This is a genomic window from Tsukamurella pulmonis, from assembly GCF_900103175.1.
In the GTDB taxonomy this organism is placed as follows: Bacteria; Actinomycetota; Actinomycetes; order Mycobacteriales; family Mycobacteriaceae; genus Tsukamurella; species Tsukamurella pulmonis.
Genome location: NZ_FNLF01000002.1, coordinates 4,079,734 through 4,094,285, shown reverse-complemented (window position 1 = coordinate 4,094,285; position 14,552 = coordinate 4,079,734). Strand labels below are relative to the sequence as shown.

Annotated in this window: 15 protein-coding genes, 2 tRNA genes and 1 pseudogene; 17 read left to right on the top strand and 1 reads right to left on the bottom strand. The window is 68.4% G+C overall.

Annotation, left to right across the window (positions count from 1 at the left end; all coding sequences use genetic code 11):
* Positions 1–12: 12 nt before the first annotated feature.
* The 9 genes from BLQ62_RS20165 to rplA all read left to right on the top strand — a co-directional run bounded on the left by BLQ62_RS20165 (position 13) and on the right by rplA (position 4,229).
* A tRNA-Met gene (locus BLQ62_RS20165) sits at positions 13–86 on the top strand.
* 33 nt (positions 87–119) lie between these two features.
* The gene (gene rpmG, locus BLQ62_RS20160) at positions 120–287 is read left to right on the top strand and encodes a 50S ribosomal protein L33 (protein ID WP_013125415.1); all 168 of its coding nucleotides are present in this window, start codon (positions 120–122) and stop codon (positions 285–287) included.
* A 94-nt stretch (positions 288–381) separates the two neighbouring features.
* Positions 382–948: a (3R)-hydroxyacyl-ACP dehydratase subunit HadA gene (gene hadA, locus BLQ62_RS20155; protein ID WP_068564385.1), complete on the top strand. Its 567-nt coding sequence runs from the start codon at positions 382–384 to the stop codon at positions 946–948.
* A complete protein-coding gene (hadB, locus tag BLQ62_RS20150) occupies positions 935–1,360 on the top strand; it encodes a (3R)-hydroxyacyl-ACP dehydratase subunit HadB (RefSeq protein WP_068527842.1) in 426 nt (141 codons plus the stop codon). The genes hadA and hadB overlap by 14 nt, the downstream gene beginning before the upstream one ends.
* Positions 1,361–1,508: 148 nt before the next feature.
* Positions 1,509–1,581: transfer RNA gene (locus tag BLQ62_RS20145), tRNA-Trp, on the top strand.
* A gap of 69 nt (positions 1,582–1,650) precedes the next feature.
* On the top strand, positions 1,651–2,043 hold the full coding sequence (gene secE, locus BLQ62_RS20140) for a preprotein translocase subunit SecE (RefSeq protein ID WP_082756219.1): 393 nt from the start codon (positions 1,651–1,653) through the stop codon (positions 2,041–2,043).
* Between the two features lie 42 nt (positions 2,044–2,085).
* The gene (nusG, locus tag BLQ62_RS20135) at positions 2,086–2,898 is read left to right on the top strand and encodes a transcription termination/antitermination protein NusG (protein ID WP_068564387.1); all 813 of its coding nucleotides are present in this window, start codon (positions 2,086–2,088) and stop codon (positions 2,896–2,898) included.
* 62 nt (positions 2,899–2,960) lie between these two features.
* Positions 2,961–3,392 carry a 50S ribosomal protein L11 gene (gene rplK / locus BLQ62_RS20130; protein WP_068527852.1) on the top strand — a complete coding sequence of 144 codons (432 nt, stop codon included), beginning with the start codon at positions 2,961–2,963 and terminating at the stop codon, positions 3,390–3,392.
* Between the two features lie 123 nt (positions 3,393–3,515).
* Positions 3,516–4,229, top strand: coding sequence for a 50S ribosomal protein L1 (rplA, locus tag BLQ62_RS20125; protein ID WP_068527855.1), 714 nt, complete (start codon positions 3,516–3,518; stop codon positions 4,227–4,229).
* A 73-nt stretch (positions 4,230–4,302) separates the two neighbouring features.
* Here the strand turns inward: rplA and BLQ62_RS20120 are convergent, their stop codons facing one another.
* Positions 4,303–4,803, bottom strand: a complete 501-nt coding sequence (locus BLQ62_RS20120; protein ID WP_068564389.1) for a DUF4190 domain-containing protein — start codon at positions 4,801–4,803, stop codon at positions 4,303–4,305.
* Between the two features lie 128 nt (positions 4,804–4,931).
* Here BLQ62_RS20120 and BLQ62_RS20115 point away from each other — a divergent pair, with 128 nt between their 5' ends.
* The 8 genes and pseudogenes from BLQ62_RS20115 (at position 4,932) to rpoB (ending at position 14,527) form a co-directional block, all read left to right on the top strand.
* Complete coding sequence (locus tag BLQ62_RS20115) at positions 4,932–5,750, top strand: DUF2786 domain-containing protein (RefSeq protein WP_068530230.1); 819 nt, start codon at positions 4,932–4,934, stop codon at positions 5,748–5,750.
* Complete coding sequence (locus tag BLQ62_RS20110; protein ID WP_068564391.1) at positions 5,747–6,469, top strand: hypothetical protein; 723 nt, start codon at positions 5,747–5,749, stop codon at positions 6,467–6,469. Before BLQ62_RS20115 ends, BLQ62_RS20110 begins: the two co-directional genes overlap by 4 nt.
* Positions 6,466–7,380, top strand: a complete 915-nt coding sequence (locus BLQ62_RS20105) for a hypothetical protein (protein WP_068564393.1) — start codon at positions 6,466–6,468, stop codon at positions 7,378–7,380. Before BLQ62_RS20110 ends, BLQ62_RS20105 begins: the two co-directional genes overlap by 4 nt.
* Before the next feature lie 10 nt (positions 7,381–7,390).
* Positions 7,391–7,849: pseudogene (locus tag BLQ62_RS20100) on the top strand (TIGR04338 family metallohydrolase); the annotation flags it as partial.
* 298 nt (positions 7,850–8,147) lie between these two features.
* On the top strand, positions 8,148–8,678 hold the full coding sequence (rplJ, locus tag BLQ62_RS20095; RefSeq protein WP_068527871.1) for a 50S ribosomal protein L10: 531 nt from the start codon (positions 8,148–8,150) through the stop codon (positions 8,676–8,678).
* Between the two features lie 99 nt (positions 8,679–8,777).
* Positions 8,778–9,173 (top strand): 50S ribosomal protein L7/L12, encoded by a 396-nt coding sequence (gene rplL / locus BLQ62_RS20090; protein WP_068527873.1) that lies wholly within the window; start codon positions 8,778–8,780, stop codon positions 9,171–9,173.
* A 178-nt stretch (positions 9,174–9,351) separates the two neighbouring features.
* Positions 9,352–10,536 carry an ABC transporter ATP-binding protein gene (locus tag BLQ62_RS20085; RefSeq protein ID WP_082756220.1) on the top strand — a complete coding sequence of 395 codons (1,185 nt, stop codon included), beginning with the start codon at positions 9,352–9,354 and terminating at the stop codon, positions 10,534–10,536.
* Between the two features lie 475 nt (positions 10,537–11,011).
* A complete protein-coding gene (rpoB, locus tag BLQ62_RS20080; RefSeq protein ID WP_068527879.1) occupies positions 11,012–14,527 on the top strand; it encodes a DNA-directed RNA polymerase subunit beta in 3,516 nt (1,171 codons plus the stop codon).
* Positions 14,528–14,552: the final 25 nt, after the last annotated feature.

Sequence of the window (14,552 nt, the reverse complement as noted above, 5' to 3'; positions counted from 1 at the left end):
CTGATAGCTCAGGGCGGTGTAGCTCAGCTGGTTAGAGCGCACGACTCATAATCGTGAGGTCGGGAGATCGAGCCTCCCCACCGCTACAACTGATACAAGATCGCGAAAGAGGAACCGTCGTGGCTTCATCGACAGATGTTCGCCCCAAGATCACCTTGGCGTGCGAGGTGTGCAAGCACCGCAACTACATCACCAAGAAGAACCGTCGCAATGATCCCGATCGCCTCGAGCTGAAGAAGTTCTGCCCGAACTGCGGATCGCACCAGGCGCACCGAGAGTCGCGCTGACCTGATCGTCGACAAAAGGGAGGGCATCCGAGAAGGATGCCCTCCCTTTTGGCATACTGCCCTTCAGCCCATTCACGATAGGTAGGTTCGACTAGTGAGCAAGGATTTCGATGTGCCGGGCGGTCCGGTCACCGAGCAGCTCAGCCCCGAGGAGGTCGCCGAACGCACGCGCGCCGCGGTCGGCTACAACTACGAGTACTCCGAGAAGTACTTCGTCAGCCGCGAGAAAGTGCGCGAGTTCGCGAACGCGAGCCAGCTGCTCGATCCTGTCCATCACGACGTGGCGGCAGCGCAGGCCGCCGGTTACGCGGACCTGGTCGCACCCCCCATCATGTTCTCGCTGATCGGCATCATCGCGCACCGGCCGCTCTTCGAGAACGCGATCGTGGGCTACGGACGGCGCCCCGTGGTGCAGTCCGAGCAGAAGGTGCAGTTCCACGCACCCGTGCTCGCGGGCATGACGCTGACCACGCACGTCCACTTCGACGCCTTCAAGCAGGTCGCCGGCGTGGATCTGATCGTGACCCGCAACGAGATCCACGACCAGGACGGCAACCACCTCGTCACGTCCTGGACCACCCTGGCCGGCCGGTCGGGTGAGGACGAGGACGCCGGCTTCGTCGGTGCAATGGAAAAGGTGATGATGTATGGCGCTTCGTAACTTCGCGGACGTGACGGTGGGCGAGGAGCTCCCGGAGCGCACCTTCGAGCTGACCCGCGGCGACCTGGTGAACTACGCCGGCGTCACCGGCGACCCGAACCCGATCCACTGGTCGGATCACATCGTGAAGCTGGCCGGCATGGAGGACGTCGTCGCGCAGGGCATGCTGACGATGAGCCTCGGGTCGAACTACATCACCGAGTGGCTGGGCGACCCGGGCGCGCTCAAGGAGTACAGCGTCCGCTTCACCGCCCCCGTCTACGTGCCGGCCGATCAGAAGGCCGAGCTGCTGTACTCGGGCAAGATCAAGTCGCTCGACGAGGAGACCAAGACGGGCGTCGTCTTCCTCACCGTCAAGCAGGGCGAGCGCAAGATCTTCGGCAAGCCGGTCGCCACCGTCCAGTTCGCCTGACGGTCCGCGGTCCCTCTCGGACCGCGTGACCGCCCGTTTTGAGGTGCGGCACCGATGTGCCGTACACTGAACTGTCCGCACCAAACGGCGGGCGTGCGAAAGCGCGCCCATCGAACGGTGCGGGTGCGGAAGCCTTCGGGTTCCGCAAAGGGGTGTAGCTCAGTTGGTAGAGCAGCGGTCTCCAAAACCGCAGGTCGCAGGTTCGAGTCCTGTCGCCCCTGCATAGGCGGGCCCCGGGCCCGGCTGTCGAAATCGGCGGGCCGACGCCCGCTGGACGATCCAGCGGAGGGATGTGCGTGAGCGACGAGAAGGACGACGCGACCACCGGCGAAGCCGGCGACAGCGTCGCCGAAGACGCCCAGCAGGCCCGCCCGTCCGGTAAGCGCTCGAGCGGCCGTCGCGGCCGCACCGCGCTGGCCGAGGCCCCGGAAGCCGGCGAGGCGGCCGAGTCCGGTTCCGCGAAGAAGTCCGCGGCCCCGACGCGCTCGCGCAACCCGTTCGCCGCCATCTGGCTCTTCATCCGCCAGGTCGTCGCCGAGCTGCGGAAGGTGATCTGGCCCACCCGGAGCCAGATGATCAACTACACGATCATCGTGCTGGTGTTCGTGGTGGTCCTCACCGCGATGATCAGCCTCCTCGACCTCGGCTTCGCGAAGCTGATGTTGTGGGCGTTCGGCAAGTAGCCGGACCGCACGAGAAGACGAGACGGAAGGAACTTCGGCGCTGTGAGCACCCCGGAGCACAACGAGGCAGAGCAGAACGTCCAGGAGGACGTGCTGGTCGATGACGCTGCCGTGGCGACCGAGGTCGAGCCGGCTGAGGACACCACCGCCGTCGAGACCGACGAGGCCGCGACCGCCGAGGCGGACGCCCCCGAGGCCGAGGAGGCCGAGGAGGAGGTCGACCCCGTCGCGGAGCTGAAGGCGCAGCTGCGCACCGCCCCCGGCGACTGGTACGTCATCCACACCTACGCGGGCTACGAGAACAAGGTCAAGGCCAACCTCGAGACCCGTGTCCAGAACCTCGACGTCGGCGACTACATCTTCCAGGTGGAGGTCCCCACCGAAGAGGTCACCGAGATCAAGAACGGCCAGCAGAAGCGGGTCAACCGCAAGGTGCTGCCGGGCTACATCCTGGTGCGCATGGACCTCAACGACGAGTCCTGGGGCGCCGTGCGCAACACCCCCGGCGTCACCGGCTTCGTCGGCCTGACCAGCAAGCCCTCGCCGCTCACGATGAACGAGGTCGTGAAGTTCCTGCTCCCCGAGAGCGCCCGGACCAAGCCCGCCAAGGACAAGGCCGGCGCCGCGTCCGACGGTGCCGCCGCCTCCGGTGGTGCGGTCTCGCAGGGCCCCGCGGTCGAGGTCGACTTCGAGGTCGGCGAGTCGGTCACCGTCATGGACGGCCCGTTCGCCACCCTGCCCGCGTCCATCAGCGAGATCAACGCCGAGCAGCGCAAGCTCAAGGTGCTGGTGTCGATCTTCGGCCGTGAGACGCCCGTCGAGCTCGCCTTCAACCAGGTCGAGAAGATCTCCTAGCGAGACACATGCTTCCCGCGCCCGCTGCAAAGGGCGTGGGGTGATGAAAAAGGATACTGAGGATGCCCCCGAAGAAGAAGAAGGTCGCCGGGCTCATCAAGCTGCAGATCCAGGCCGGGCAGGCCAACCCTGCTCCGCCCGTGGGTCCCGCGCTTGGCCAGCACGGCGTCAACATCATGGAGTTCTGCAAGGCGTACAACGCCGCGACCGAGTCGCAGCGTGGCAACGTCATCCCCGTCGAGATCACGGTCTACGAGGACCGTTCCTTCGACTTCAAGCTGAAGACTCCTCCGGCCGCCAAGCTGCTGCTCAAGGCAGCCGGCGTGCAGAAGGGCTCGGGCGAGCCGCACAAGAACAAGGTCGCCAAGGTGACCTGGGATCAGGTGCGCGAGATCGCTGAGACCAAGAAGGAAGATCTGAACGCGAACGACGTCGATCAGGCCGCGAAGATCATCGCCGGCACTGCTCGCTCGATGGGCATCACCGTCGAGTAGGTCGCCAGGGCGCGCTCGCGCGCCCGAGTGTTACCGGGAGGCCCACGCCTCCCGTGGGAGGGCCGGCTCGGCCCGCAGAACCACTCACTGCCCGCACGCTGGGCAAGAAACGAAAGAGTTTTCATGAGCAAGAACAGCAAGGCCTACAAGGCCGCTGCCGAGAAGGTCGACAAGGACAAGCTGTACAGCCCGCTCGAGGCCGTCACGCTCGCCAAGGAGACCTCCTCCACCAAGCAGGACGCCACCGTCGAGGTCGCCATGCGCCTCGGTGTCGATCCCCGTAAGGCCGACCAGATGGTGCGCGGCACCGTCAACCTGCCGAACGGCACCGGTAAGACGGCCCGCGTGATCGTCTTCGCCGTCGGCGACAAGGCCGAGGAGGCCAAGGCCGCGGGTGCCGACGAGGTCGGCGCCGAGGACCTGATCGAGAAGATCCAGGGCGGCTGGCTCGAGTTCGACGCCGCGATCGCCACCCCGGACCAGATGGCCAAGGTCGGCCGCATCGCTCGCGTGCTCGGCCCGCGTGGCCTGATGCCGAACCCCAAGACCGGCACCGTCACGCCCGACGTGACCAAGGCCGTGGGCGACATCAAGGGTGGCAAGATCACCTTCCGCGTCGACAAGGCCGCGAACCTGCACTTCGTGATCGGTAAGGCGTCCTTCGACGCCAAGAAGCTGGTGGAGAACTACGGCGCCGCGCTGGACGAGATCCTGCGCGCGAAGCCGTCGGCGGCCAAGGGCCGGTACCTGAAGAAGGTCACCGTCTCGACGACCACCGGACCGGGCATCCAGGTGGACCCGTCGCGAGTGAACAACCTCACCGAGGAAGAGGCGTAAGCCTCCCTCATCAGGGTCTGACGAAAGCCCCCGGTCTCCGCGAGGAGGCCGGGGGCTTTCGCGTGTCCGGGCCTCAGAGGAGGGCGGTGGTGCTCGTGCCCGCCACGAGAGCGACGACGAAGATGATCACGTAGATGAGGCCGAGGATCAGCAGGAGTGCGCTGTAGACGCCGCCGATGATCGCGCCGACCATCGCGATGGTGTTCTTGTAGCCGCGCTCCTTCGACTTGTTGAGCGCGATCCAGCTGACGACGAGTCCGACGGGACCGCAGCACACGAAGTTCAGGACCAGCCCGACGATGCCCAGCGCGCTGTCGGGGTCCTGTACCTCGCCCTGCACGGGGTAGCCGGGGTAGCCCTGCGTTCCCGGGGAGCCGGCGGCGGGGTACGACGGGGGCTGGCCGTAGGGGTCGTACTGACCCGCGCCGTACGGACCTGCACCGTACTGGCCGGCGCCGTACGGGTCCTGGCCGGTGCCGGCCGGGCCGTAGGGCGCGGAGGCGTCGTCGCCGGAGCGCTTGGCGAACGGGTCCTGTCCGTACGGATCCTGCCCGGGACCCTGGGGCGTCGACATCGTGAATACTCTCCTTGTCACTGCGAAGAACGGTGTGCGCCCAGCGTATCGGGCGCCCCTGAACCGGCGCTTGGCGCGGGCCAGGAGGGCCCGCGAACCTGTCGGTGGGCGCCGGTATCGTCGCGACCATGGACGACGACAGGCTGCTCAGCCGGATCGGCGCGCTGCTGCGGCAGGCGGAGGGGACCGATAACGAGCACGAGGCGGCCACGTTCACCGAGGCGGCGCAGCGCCTCGCCACGGCCGCGTCGATCGACCTCGCGGTGGCCCGCGCGCACCAGCGCGGTGCCGAGCGGGCGCGTGCGGTGCCCCAGCAGCGCACCGTCCGGATCGGGGAGGCGGGGCGGCGCGGCCTGCGCACCTTCGTCGAGCTGTTCGTCGCGATCGCCCAGTCGAACGACGTGCGATGCGATGTGGCGTCCAACTCCACCTTCGTCTTCGCCTACGGCTTCGCGGAGGACATCGACGCGTGCGAGGCGCTGTACGCCTCCCTGGTGATCCAGATGGTGCGCGCCTCCGACGCGTACCTCCGGTCGGGCGCCTACAAGTCGGAGACGGTGCAGCAGCTCTACGAGGACCGGCGCACGCGGCGGCGCTGGGTCGAGACCAAGCCCGTCGCCGCGGTCACGGCGCGGATCAACTTCCAGTCCGCCTTCGCCGCCCGCATCGGGGCCCGGCTCGCGGAGGCGCGGGCCGCCGCGACGGCGCAGGCCGCCGAGCGGGACGAGCCCGGCACCGCGGTCGCCCTGCGCGACAAGGAGGTCGAGCTCGCGTCCTTCTACCAGGAGGAATCCTCCGCGCGGGGTCGCTGGCGCGGGTCCACCGCCTCGGCCGGCTACTCCGACGGTGCCCGCCGCGCCGGGGACCGGGCCGGCCGCTCGGCGCGACTGGGCGCGCACTCCGAGCTCGGTGGCGGCCGGGGCGCACTGGAGCGCGGGGCGCCGTGAACCCCGGCCCGCCGCCCGTCCCTCCGCCGCGCCCCGCGCGCGGCGGCACCGCGGTGTGGTGGGCCCTCGGGGGAGCCGTGGTGCTTGTCGTGGCCGTCGCCGTCGCCGCGGTACTGCTCGTGCGGGGCACGGGTGCGTCGACCACCGCCACACCGTCGTCGACGGCGCCGTCGGGGGCGGCGGGCGCCTGCGGCCTGCCCGGCCCGGGTTCGACGGTGCCCGTCACCGATCGCGCGGTCGCCGGACCGTTGTCCTTCCCGGTCGCCGCGGCACCCGGATGGACGCCGCAGCGCTATCAGCTCTTCTCCCCGGGGGCGCAGGCCGTCGGGCTGCGGACGGCGGTGCCGGGCCACCGCTGGGACGCGCACGTCGAGATCGGTCTCACCACCTTCGCGCCGAAGGTCTCGAACGCCGAGGCCGCGCGGCGCATCATCCCGTGCATCGTGGCGAGCAGCCGGTACGACGCGTTCGCGCCCCGCCTCGAGGGCCTGACCGGGCCGGAGGCGATCACCGTCGACGGGGTGCCGGCTGCCCGGGTCACCGGACGCATCCTGGTCAGCCGTCCCGGCCTCGACATCGAGGGCGATGTGGTGACGGTAGTGGTCATCGGCTCGGCTCCCCAGGCATACTTCGAGTCGGACACCCCGATCGGGGATACCGCCCTCGCGGCGGTGGCAGGACAGGTCTTCGAGCAGCTGAAGGTAGCGAGGGACGTATGAGTGACCCGCAGGATCCGCACGGCCGGCAGCCCGACCCGTACGCGCAGCCGGACCCGTACGCCCAGGGCGGCTACCAGTACGGGTACGGCCAGCAGCCGGCGAGCCCGTACCAGCAGGGGTACCCGCAGCAGGGCTATCAGTCCCCGGGGCAGCAGTACCCCGGCCAGCAGTACCCCGGGCAGCAGTACGCGGGCCAGCAGTACCCGGGACAGCCGCAGCCGCCGAAGAAGCCGAACCGTACCGGCCTGTTCATCGGGATCGGCGTGGCCGTGGTGCTGGTGATCGCCGTCGCGATCGCCGCGGTGGTCCTGGTCGTGCGCTCCGGCTCGGATGACGAGGGCGCCGCGTCGGCGCCCACCACCAGCGCTGCGACCGGGGGCTGCGGCATGCCGGGCACGGGGGCCGCCTCGCCGATCACCGATCGCGTCGCGTCCGGGCCGCTGTCGTTCCCGGTCTCGGCGGCGCCCGGATGGACCGCGGAGACGTACGCGATGTACGCCGAGAGTGTCGCGCCCGCCGGTCTGGTGAAGTCCCTGGGGGATCAGCCGTGGCAGGCCGGCGCGGAGGTCGGCCAGACCAACTTCGACTCGAAGGTGGACCCGAAGGACGCGGCCACCCGGATGATGCAGTGCATCGCCGACGGGCAGGGCTTCATGAACGCCGAGCCCCGGGTCGAGGGGCTCTCGTCGGCGGAGTCCATCACGGTCGACGGGGTGCCCGCCGCGAAGGTCACCGCGAAGATCATGGTGAGCCGGCCGGACATCACGGTGACGGGCGACGACATGACGGTGATCGTGATCGCCTCCGCGCCGCAGACCTACGCGATCATCGACATCCCGATCGGCTACCCCGACCTGGAGGCCGCGGGCAAGGCCATCGTCGAGCAGCTCAAGGTGGCCAAGGACGTCTAGGGACGCGCAGCGGGCCGCGGTCTACCGGGCGGAGGAGTTGGTCCGCGGCCTGTTCGAGCACGCCGGCGCGGGGCGGACCGTCGATGTGCTCGGGGTGCCGCTGACGCTGCCGCCCGAGGCCCGGTTCGCCTCCGTCGACGCGATCCAGGCGTACGCCGACCGGGTGCTGGGGCCCGGCGCGGTGCGGGTGCGCGCTCGCGCGGGAGCGGGCGGCGCGCACTACGAGAGCGGGCCCGCCGGTCCGGTGGTCGCGGTCCCCGCCGGGCGCGACGGTGCCTGGGCCCTGCGCGAGCTGGTGATCCTGCACGAGCTGGCGCACCACGTGGTCGCGGCGACGGGTGCCGGGGGCGCCGCGCACGGCCCGTCGTTCACGGCGGCGTTCGTCGATCTCGCGGCGCAGGTCATGGGGCCGGAGGCCGGCCTGGCGCTGCGGATCGTCTACGCCGAGTCCGGGGTCGCCGTCGGCTGACCCGGCGTCACCGCCGCCACCGGGCCCGGTGAGGTGGCGCACCATCGAGGCACGATTTGGCGCCCGGCGGGGAGTCCCGTACTCTGGTCCTCCGGAAACCGGTGTTCCACCGGATCGTTCCACCGAAGACCGTCGGTCGTCGGGCGCGAGCCCGATCGAAGGTCCGGCCCCGAGCCGGCGACCCACGCAGGAGGACGAGGTTTCATCTGATGAACCCCGTGCGCCCTGCGCCGGGGTTCTCGTCGTTTCGGGCCTGAACCTTCATCTCGACGGATGACACGTAGAGAGGAGGCGAAGTATGGCAAACGCCGAGAAGGTCGCAGCAGTCGCTGAGATCGCCGAGAAGTTCTCGAAGTCCACGGCCACCGTGGTCACCGAGTACCGCGGGCTGTCGGTCGGTTCCATCACCGAGCTGCGTCGTTCGCTCGGAGAAGGTGCCACCTACTCCGTCGCCAAGAACACCCTGGTCAAGCTCGCCGCCAAGGATGCTGGCGTCGAGGGCCTGGACGAGCTGTTCGAGGGTCCGACCGCGATCGCCTTCATCGAGGGTGAGCCGGTCGAGGCCGCCAAGGCGATCAAGAAGTTCGCCAAGGACAACAAGGCACTGGTCATCAAGGGCGGCTACATGGACGGCCGCGCGCTGTCCGTGGCCGAGGTCGAGCGCATCGCCGATCTCGAGTCGCGCGAGGTGCTCCTGGCCAAGCTCGCCGGTGCCATGAAGGGCAACTTGGCGAAGGCCGCTGGCCTGTTCAACGCTCCCGCTTCGCAGGTGGCCCGCCTGGCCGCCGCGCTGCAGGAGAAGAAGGCCGCCGACGAGGCTGCCGCTTAAGACCGCTGATCCAGCGAACCCCCGCGCGCACCGCTCGCGGGAACCATCACCACCTTGCCTCGCGGATCAGCGAGCAAGACTGAACGGAAGGACGCCACCATGGCGAAGCTCACCACCGACGAGCTGCTTGATGCTTTCAAGGAGCTGACCCTGCTCGAGCTCAGCGAGTTCGTGAAGGCTTTCGAGGAGACCTTCGAGGTCACCGCTGCTGCTCCGGTCGCCGTCGCGGCTGCCGGCGCTGCCCCCGCGGCCGGCGGCGACGCCGCCGCCGCTGCTGACCAGGACGAGTTCGACGTCATCCTCGATGGCGCCGGCGACAAGAAGATCCAGGTCATCAAGGTCGTCCGCGAGCTGGTTTCGGGCCTCGGCCTGAAGGAGGCCAAGGACCTCGTCGAGGGCGCGCCCAAGGCGATCCTGGAGAAGGTCGACAAGGAGGCCGCCGACGCCGCCAAGGCCAAGCTCGAGGAGGCCGGCGCCACGGTTTCGGTCAAGTAAGACCGTTCCCTCACGCCCGAACGGCCCCGTCGCCCTGTGCGACGGGGCCGTTCGCCGTTTCCGACCCCGACGGGGGAGCGGAGTGACCCGTCAGTAGGACAGAACCAGGTCCGGTACCGCGACCAGCGGGGACTGAGGTAGTGTCCATTCAGCGGTCTGTGGCGCGAGCCACATCTCGATGCGACGAAAGGTCCCGACAGTGGGTGTCGAAGTAACTACCAAGAACCTGACGAAGTCGTTCGGCTCCCAGAACATCTGGTCCGACGTTTCGCTGACCCTGCCCGCGGGCGAGGTCTCGGTTCTGCTCGGCCCGTCGGGTACCGGCAAGTCGGTCTTCCTGAAGTCGCTGATCGGTCTGCTGCGCCCCGAGGAGGGCGAGATCATCATCGACGGCACGGACATCCTGACCTGTACCTCCTCGGAGCTCTACGAGATCCGCAAGATGTTCGGCGTGCTGTTCCAGGACGGCGCCCTGTTCGGCTCGATGAACCTCTACGACAACACCGCCTTCCCGCTTCGTGAGCACACGAAGAAGAAGGAGAGCGAGATCCGTCAGATCACGATGGAGAAGCTCGAGATGGTGGGTCTGATCGGCGCCGAGGACAAGCTCCCCGGCGAGATCTCCGGTGGTATGCGTAAGCGCGCCGGCCTCGCCCGCGCCCTGGTGATGGACCCGAAGATCATGCTCGTCGACGAGCCGGACTCCGGCCTCGACCCGGTGCGTACCACCTACACCAGCCAGCTGCTGATGGACATCAACGCGCAGATCGACTGCACGACGCTGATCGTCTCGCACAACATCAACATCGCCCGCACCGTGCCCGACAACATGGGCATGCTCTTCCTCAAGCACCTCGTCATGTTCGGCCCGCGCGAAGTGCTGCTCACCTCGGAGGAGCCCGTCGTCAAGCAGTTCCTCTCCGGCTCGATGATCGGCCCGATCGGCATGTCCGAGGAGAAGGACTCGGCGCAGATGGAGGCGGAGCTCGCGCGCGTCGCGGCCGGCCACTCCGACGGTGGCGTCGACGTGCCGGACGAGATCGCCCCGCAGATGCAGCCCACCCCGGGCATGCCGCCCCGTAAGGGCGAGGCCCGCCGTAAGGCGCGCGTGCGCCAGATCCTGCCGACCCTGCCGCCCAAGGCGCAGATCGCGATCCGCCGCGACCTGGGCGACGACGTGGGCGAGTTCGCCACGACGGCCCCGGCCGCGCAGCAGGCCGAGGTGGCGCAGGCGCCGGAGACGGCCCCCGTCTCGATCCAGAAGGACTACTCGGGCGACGAGGCCCCGACCTCCGCCTACGAGGTCACCCAGGCCGACGAGAACCCCACCGACCACCTGCCGAAGGTGGAGGGCGGCCGCTAGCCGGCACGCGCGAGCGTTCGACTCCGACGCCGGCCCGGGAAGTTCTCCCGGGCCGGCGTCGTTGCATCGGGGGAGCGTCGGACTCGATATTCGAAGGAGATCGGCGGTTTCGCTTGACCTTCGCGCGGTTTCGGGTCAGAGTTATCGGCAGGACGCGACGTGCTCGTGTCCATGTGAGAGCACCCCCGGGTGTCTCCGCGCCGCCGGGTAGCCAGCCGAGGCCGGAGTCAACGGCGGTGCCGGCGGATGCCGATCGTGTTCGAACGACCGCATGCGCGTCGTGCTTGCGCTCAAGCCCTCGGGGGCTTAGTCTGGGCTGCTCCTTGCGGAATACATGCCGCTCTGCTAACGTTGGACGTTGCGCTGGCTGCCCCCTGTTCATTTGAATATTCGCGCCTCACTTCGAGGACGTTTGCTCTGCGGGTTGCCGTCAGCACAATTTGGCAACGTTACTAGTCACAGCAGAGGACGCATCTTGGCAGTCTCCGTCTCCAGCCAGACTCAGAACGATCAGAACGACGCCGTGGTGCCCGGAGCGCCCAAGCGCGTGTCGTTCGCGAAGATCTCCGAGCCCCTTCCCGTTCCGGGTCTGCTCGACCTGCAGATCGACTCGTTCGACTGGCTCGTCGGCACGCCCGCGTGGCGCGACAAGGCCGCTGCACGCGGCGAGGCACAGCCCACCGGCGGTCTGGAGGACATCCTCGCTGAGCTGTCGCCCATCGAGGACTTCTCGGGCTCGATGTCGCTGTCCTTCTCCGATCCGCGCTTCGACGAGGTCAAGGCCTCGATCGAGGAGTGCAAGGACAAGGACATGACGTACGCGGCCCCGCTGTTCGTCACGGCCGAGTTCATCAACAACAACACCGGCGAGATCAAGTCGCAGACCGTCTTCATGGGTGATTTCCCGATGATGACGGACAAGGGCACCTTCATCATCAACGGCACCGAGCGCGTCGTCGTCTCGCAGCTCGTCCGTAGCCCGGGCGTGTACTTCGACGAGAACATCGACAAGTCGACCGAGAAGCCGCTGCACAGCGTCAAGGTCATCCCGGCCCGCGGCGCGTGGCTCGAGTTCGACGTGGACAAGCGCGACACCGTCGGCGTCCGCATCGACCGCAAGCGCCGCCAGCCCGTCACCGTGCTGCTCAAGGCCCTCGGGTGGACCAGCGAGCAGATCCTCGAGCGCTTCGGCTTCTCGGAGATCATGCGCTCCACCCTGGAGAAGGACAACACGGCCGGCACCGACGAGGCGCTGCTCGACATCTACCGCAAGCTGCGCCCGGGCGAGCCGCCCACGAAGGAGTCGGCGCAGACCCTGCTGGAGAACCTGTTCTTCAAGGAGAAGCGCTACGACCTGGCCCGCGTCGGCCGGTACAAGCTCAACAAGAAGCTCGGTCTCCCGGCGAACTCCGACGGCACGCAGCCGCTGGTGCTCACCGAGGAGGACATCGTCGCGACGATCGAGTACCTCGTGCGCCTGCACGAGGCACCGTCGGAGCAGCTCACCTACATGACCGTCCCGGACGGCGACGAGGTGCCCGTCGAGGTCGACGACATCGACCACTTCGGCAACCGTCGCCTGCGCACGGTCGGCGAGCTGATCCAGAACCAGCTCCGCGTGGGCCTGTCCCGCATGGAGCGCGTCGTGCGCGAGCGCATGACCACGCAGGACGTCGAGGCGATCACCCCGCAGACCCTGATCAACATCCGCCCGGTCTCGGCGGCGATCAAGGAGTTCTTCGGCACCTCGCAGCTCTCACAGTTCATGGACCAGAACAACCCGCTCTCGGGCCTGACCCACAAGCGTCGTCTGTCGGCGCTGGGCCCCGGCGGCCTGTCGCGTGAGCGCGCGGGCCTCGAGGTCCGCGACGTCCACCCGTCGCACTACGGCCGCATGTGCCCGATCGAGACCCCTGAGGGCCCGAACATCGGCCTGATCGGCTCGCTGTCGGTGTACGCGCGGGTCAACCCGTTCGGTTTCATCGAGACCCCGTACCGCAAGGTCGAGAACGGCACCACCACCGACGAGATCGTCTACATGACGGCCGACGAGGAGGACCGTTACTACATCGCGCAGGCCAACGCGGCCACCGATGCGAACGGTCGCCTGACGGACGAGCGCGTGCTCGTGCGTAAGCGCGGCTCCGAGGTCGAGATGGTCCCCGTCTCGGCGGTGGAGTACATGGACATCTCGCCGCGCCAGATGGTCTCGGTCGCGACCGCGATGATCCCGTTCCTCGAGCACGACGACGCCAACCGTGCCCTCATGGGCGCGAACATGCAGCGTCAGGCCGTGCCGCTGGTCCGTTCCGAGTCGCCGCTGGTCGGCACCGGTATGGAGCTGCGCGCCGCGGTCGACGCCGGCGACGTCGTCATCACCGAGAAGCCGGGTGTCGTCGAGGAGGTCTCCGCCGACTTCATCACGATCATGGCCGACGAGGGCACGCGCAAGACCCACAAGCTGCGCAAGTTCGCGCGCAGCAACCAGGGCACCTGCGCGAACCAGCGTCCCATCGTCAACGCGGGCCAGCGGGTCGAGGCCGGACAGGTCCTCGCCGACGGACCCTGCACCGACAACGGTGAGATGGCGCTCGGCAAGAACCTGCTCGTGGCGATCATGCCGTGGGAGGGCCACAACTACGAGGACGCGATCATCCTCTCGCAGCGCCTGGTGGAGGAGGACGTCCTGACGTCCATCCACATCGAGGAGCACGAGATCGATGCCCGCGACACGAAGCTGGGCGCCGAGGAGATCACCCGGGACATCCCGAACGTCTCCGACGAGGTGCTGGCCGATCTCGACGAGCGCGGCATCATCCGCATCGGTGCTGAGGTTCGCGACGGCGACATCCTGGTCGGCAAGGTCACCCCGAAGGGCGAGACCGAGCTGACCCCGGAGGAGCGGCTGCTCCGCGCGATCTTCGGTGAGAAGGCGCGCGAGGTCCGCGACACGTCGCTCAAGGTGCCCCACGGTGAGACCGGCAAGGTCATCGGCGTCCGCGTCTTCTCGCGCGACGACGACGACGAGCTGGCCCCCGGCGTGAACGAGCTGGTCCGCGTGTACGTGGCCCAGAAGCGCAAGGTGCAGGACGGCGACAAGCTGGCCGGCCGCCACGGCAACAAGGGCGTCATCGGCAAGATCCTCCCCGCCGAGGACATGCCCTTCCTGCCCGACGGCACCCCGGTCGACATCATCCTCAACACGCACGGCGTGCCGCGTCGTATGAACATCGGCCAGATCCTGGAGACCCACCTCGGGTGGGTCGCCAAGACCGGCTGGGACGTGCGCGACGAGAACGGGAACATCCCGGACTGGGCGTCGCAGCTCCCCGAGGAGATGTACAGCCAGCCCAAGGACACCAACACCGCCACCCCCGTCTTCGACGGTGCGCGGGACGAGGAGCTGGCCGGCCTGCTCGGCTCGACCCTCCCCAACCGCGACGGCGACGTGATGGTGCAGGCCGACGGCAAGGCGACGCTGTTCGACGGCCGTTCGGGTGAGCCCTTCCCGTACCCGGTGGCCATCGGCTACATGTACATCCTCAAGCTGCACCACCTGGTGGACGAGAAGATCCACGCCCGCTCCACCGGTCCGTACTCGATGATCACGCAGCAGCCGCTGGGTGGTAAGGCGCAGTTCGGTGGCCAGCGTTTCGGCGAGATGGAGTGCTGGGCGATGCAGGCGTACGGCGCCGCCTACACCCTGCAGGAGCTGCTCACCATCAAGTCGGACGACGTGGTCGGCCGCGTGAAGGTGTACGAGGCGATCGTCAAGGGCGAGAACATCCCCGAGCCCGGCATCCCCGAGTCGTTCAAGGTGCTCCTCAAGGAGCTCCAGTCGCTCTGCCTGAACGTGGAGGTGCTCTCGTCCGACGGTGCCGCCATCGAGATGGCCGACGGTGACGACGAGGATCTCGAGCGCGCTGCTGCCAACCTGGGCATCAACCTCTCGCGCAACGAGAACGCCTCCGCCGAAGATCTCGCGAACTAGTACCCGCCAACCGAACGAATTAGGA

Coding starts and splice junctions, on each gene's coding strand:
- hadB (WP_068527842.1), top strand. CDS start 935: ATGGCGCTTCGTAACTTCGCGGACGTGACGGTGGGCGAGGAGCTCCCG.
- rplA (WP_068527855.1), top strand. CDS start 3,516: ATGAGCAAGAACAGCAAGGCCTACAAGGCCGCTGCCGAGAAGGTCGAC.
- BLQ62_RS20120 (WP_068564389.1), bottom strand. CDS start 4,803: ATGTCGACGCCCCAGGGTCCCGGGCAGGATCCGTACGGACAGGACCCG.
- secE (WP_082756219.1), top strand. CDS start 1,651: ATGTGCGTGAGCGACGAGAAGGACGACGCGACCACCGGCGAAGCCGGC.
- rplJ (WP_068527871.1), top strand. CDS start 8,148: ATGGCAAACGCCGAGAAGGTCGCAGCAGTCGCTGAGATCGCCGAGAAG.
- BLQ62_RS20105 (WP_068564393.1), top strand. CDS start 6,466: ATGAGTGACCCGCAGGATCCGCACGGCCGGCAGCCCGACCCGTACGCG.
- BLQ62_RS20115 (WP_068530230.1), top strand. CDS start 4,932: ATGGACGACGACAGGCTGCTCAGCCGGATCGGCGCGCTGCTGCGGCAG.
- rplL (WP_068527873.1), top strand. CDS start 8,778: ATGGCGAAGCTCACCACCGACGAGCTGCTTGATGCTTTCAAGGAGCTG.
- rplK (WP_068527852.1), top strand. CDS start 2,961: ATGCCCCCGAAGAAGAAGAAGGTCGCCGGGCTCATCAAGCTGCAGATC.
- BLQ62_RS20085 (WP_082756220.1), top strand. CDS start 9,352: ATGCGACGAAAGGTCCCGACAGTGGGTGTCGAAGTAACTACCAAGAAC.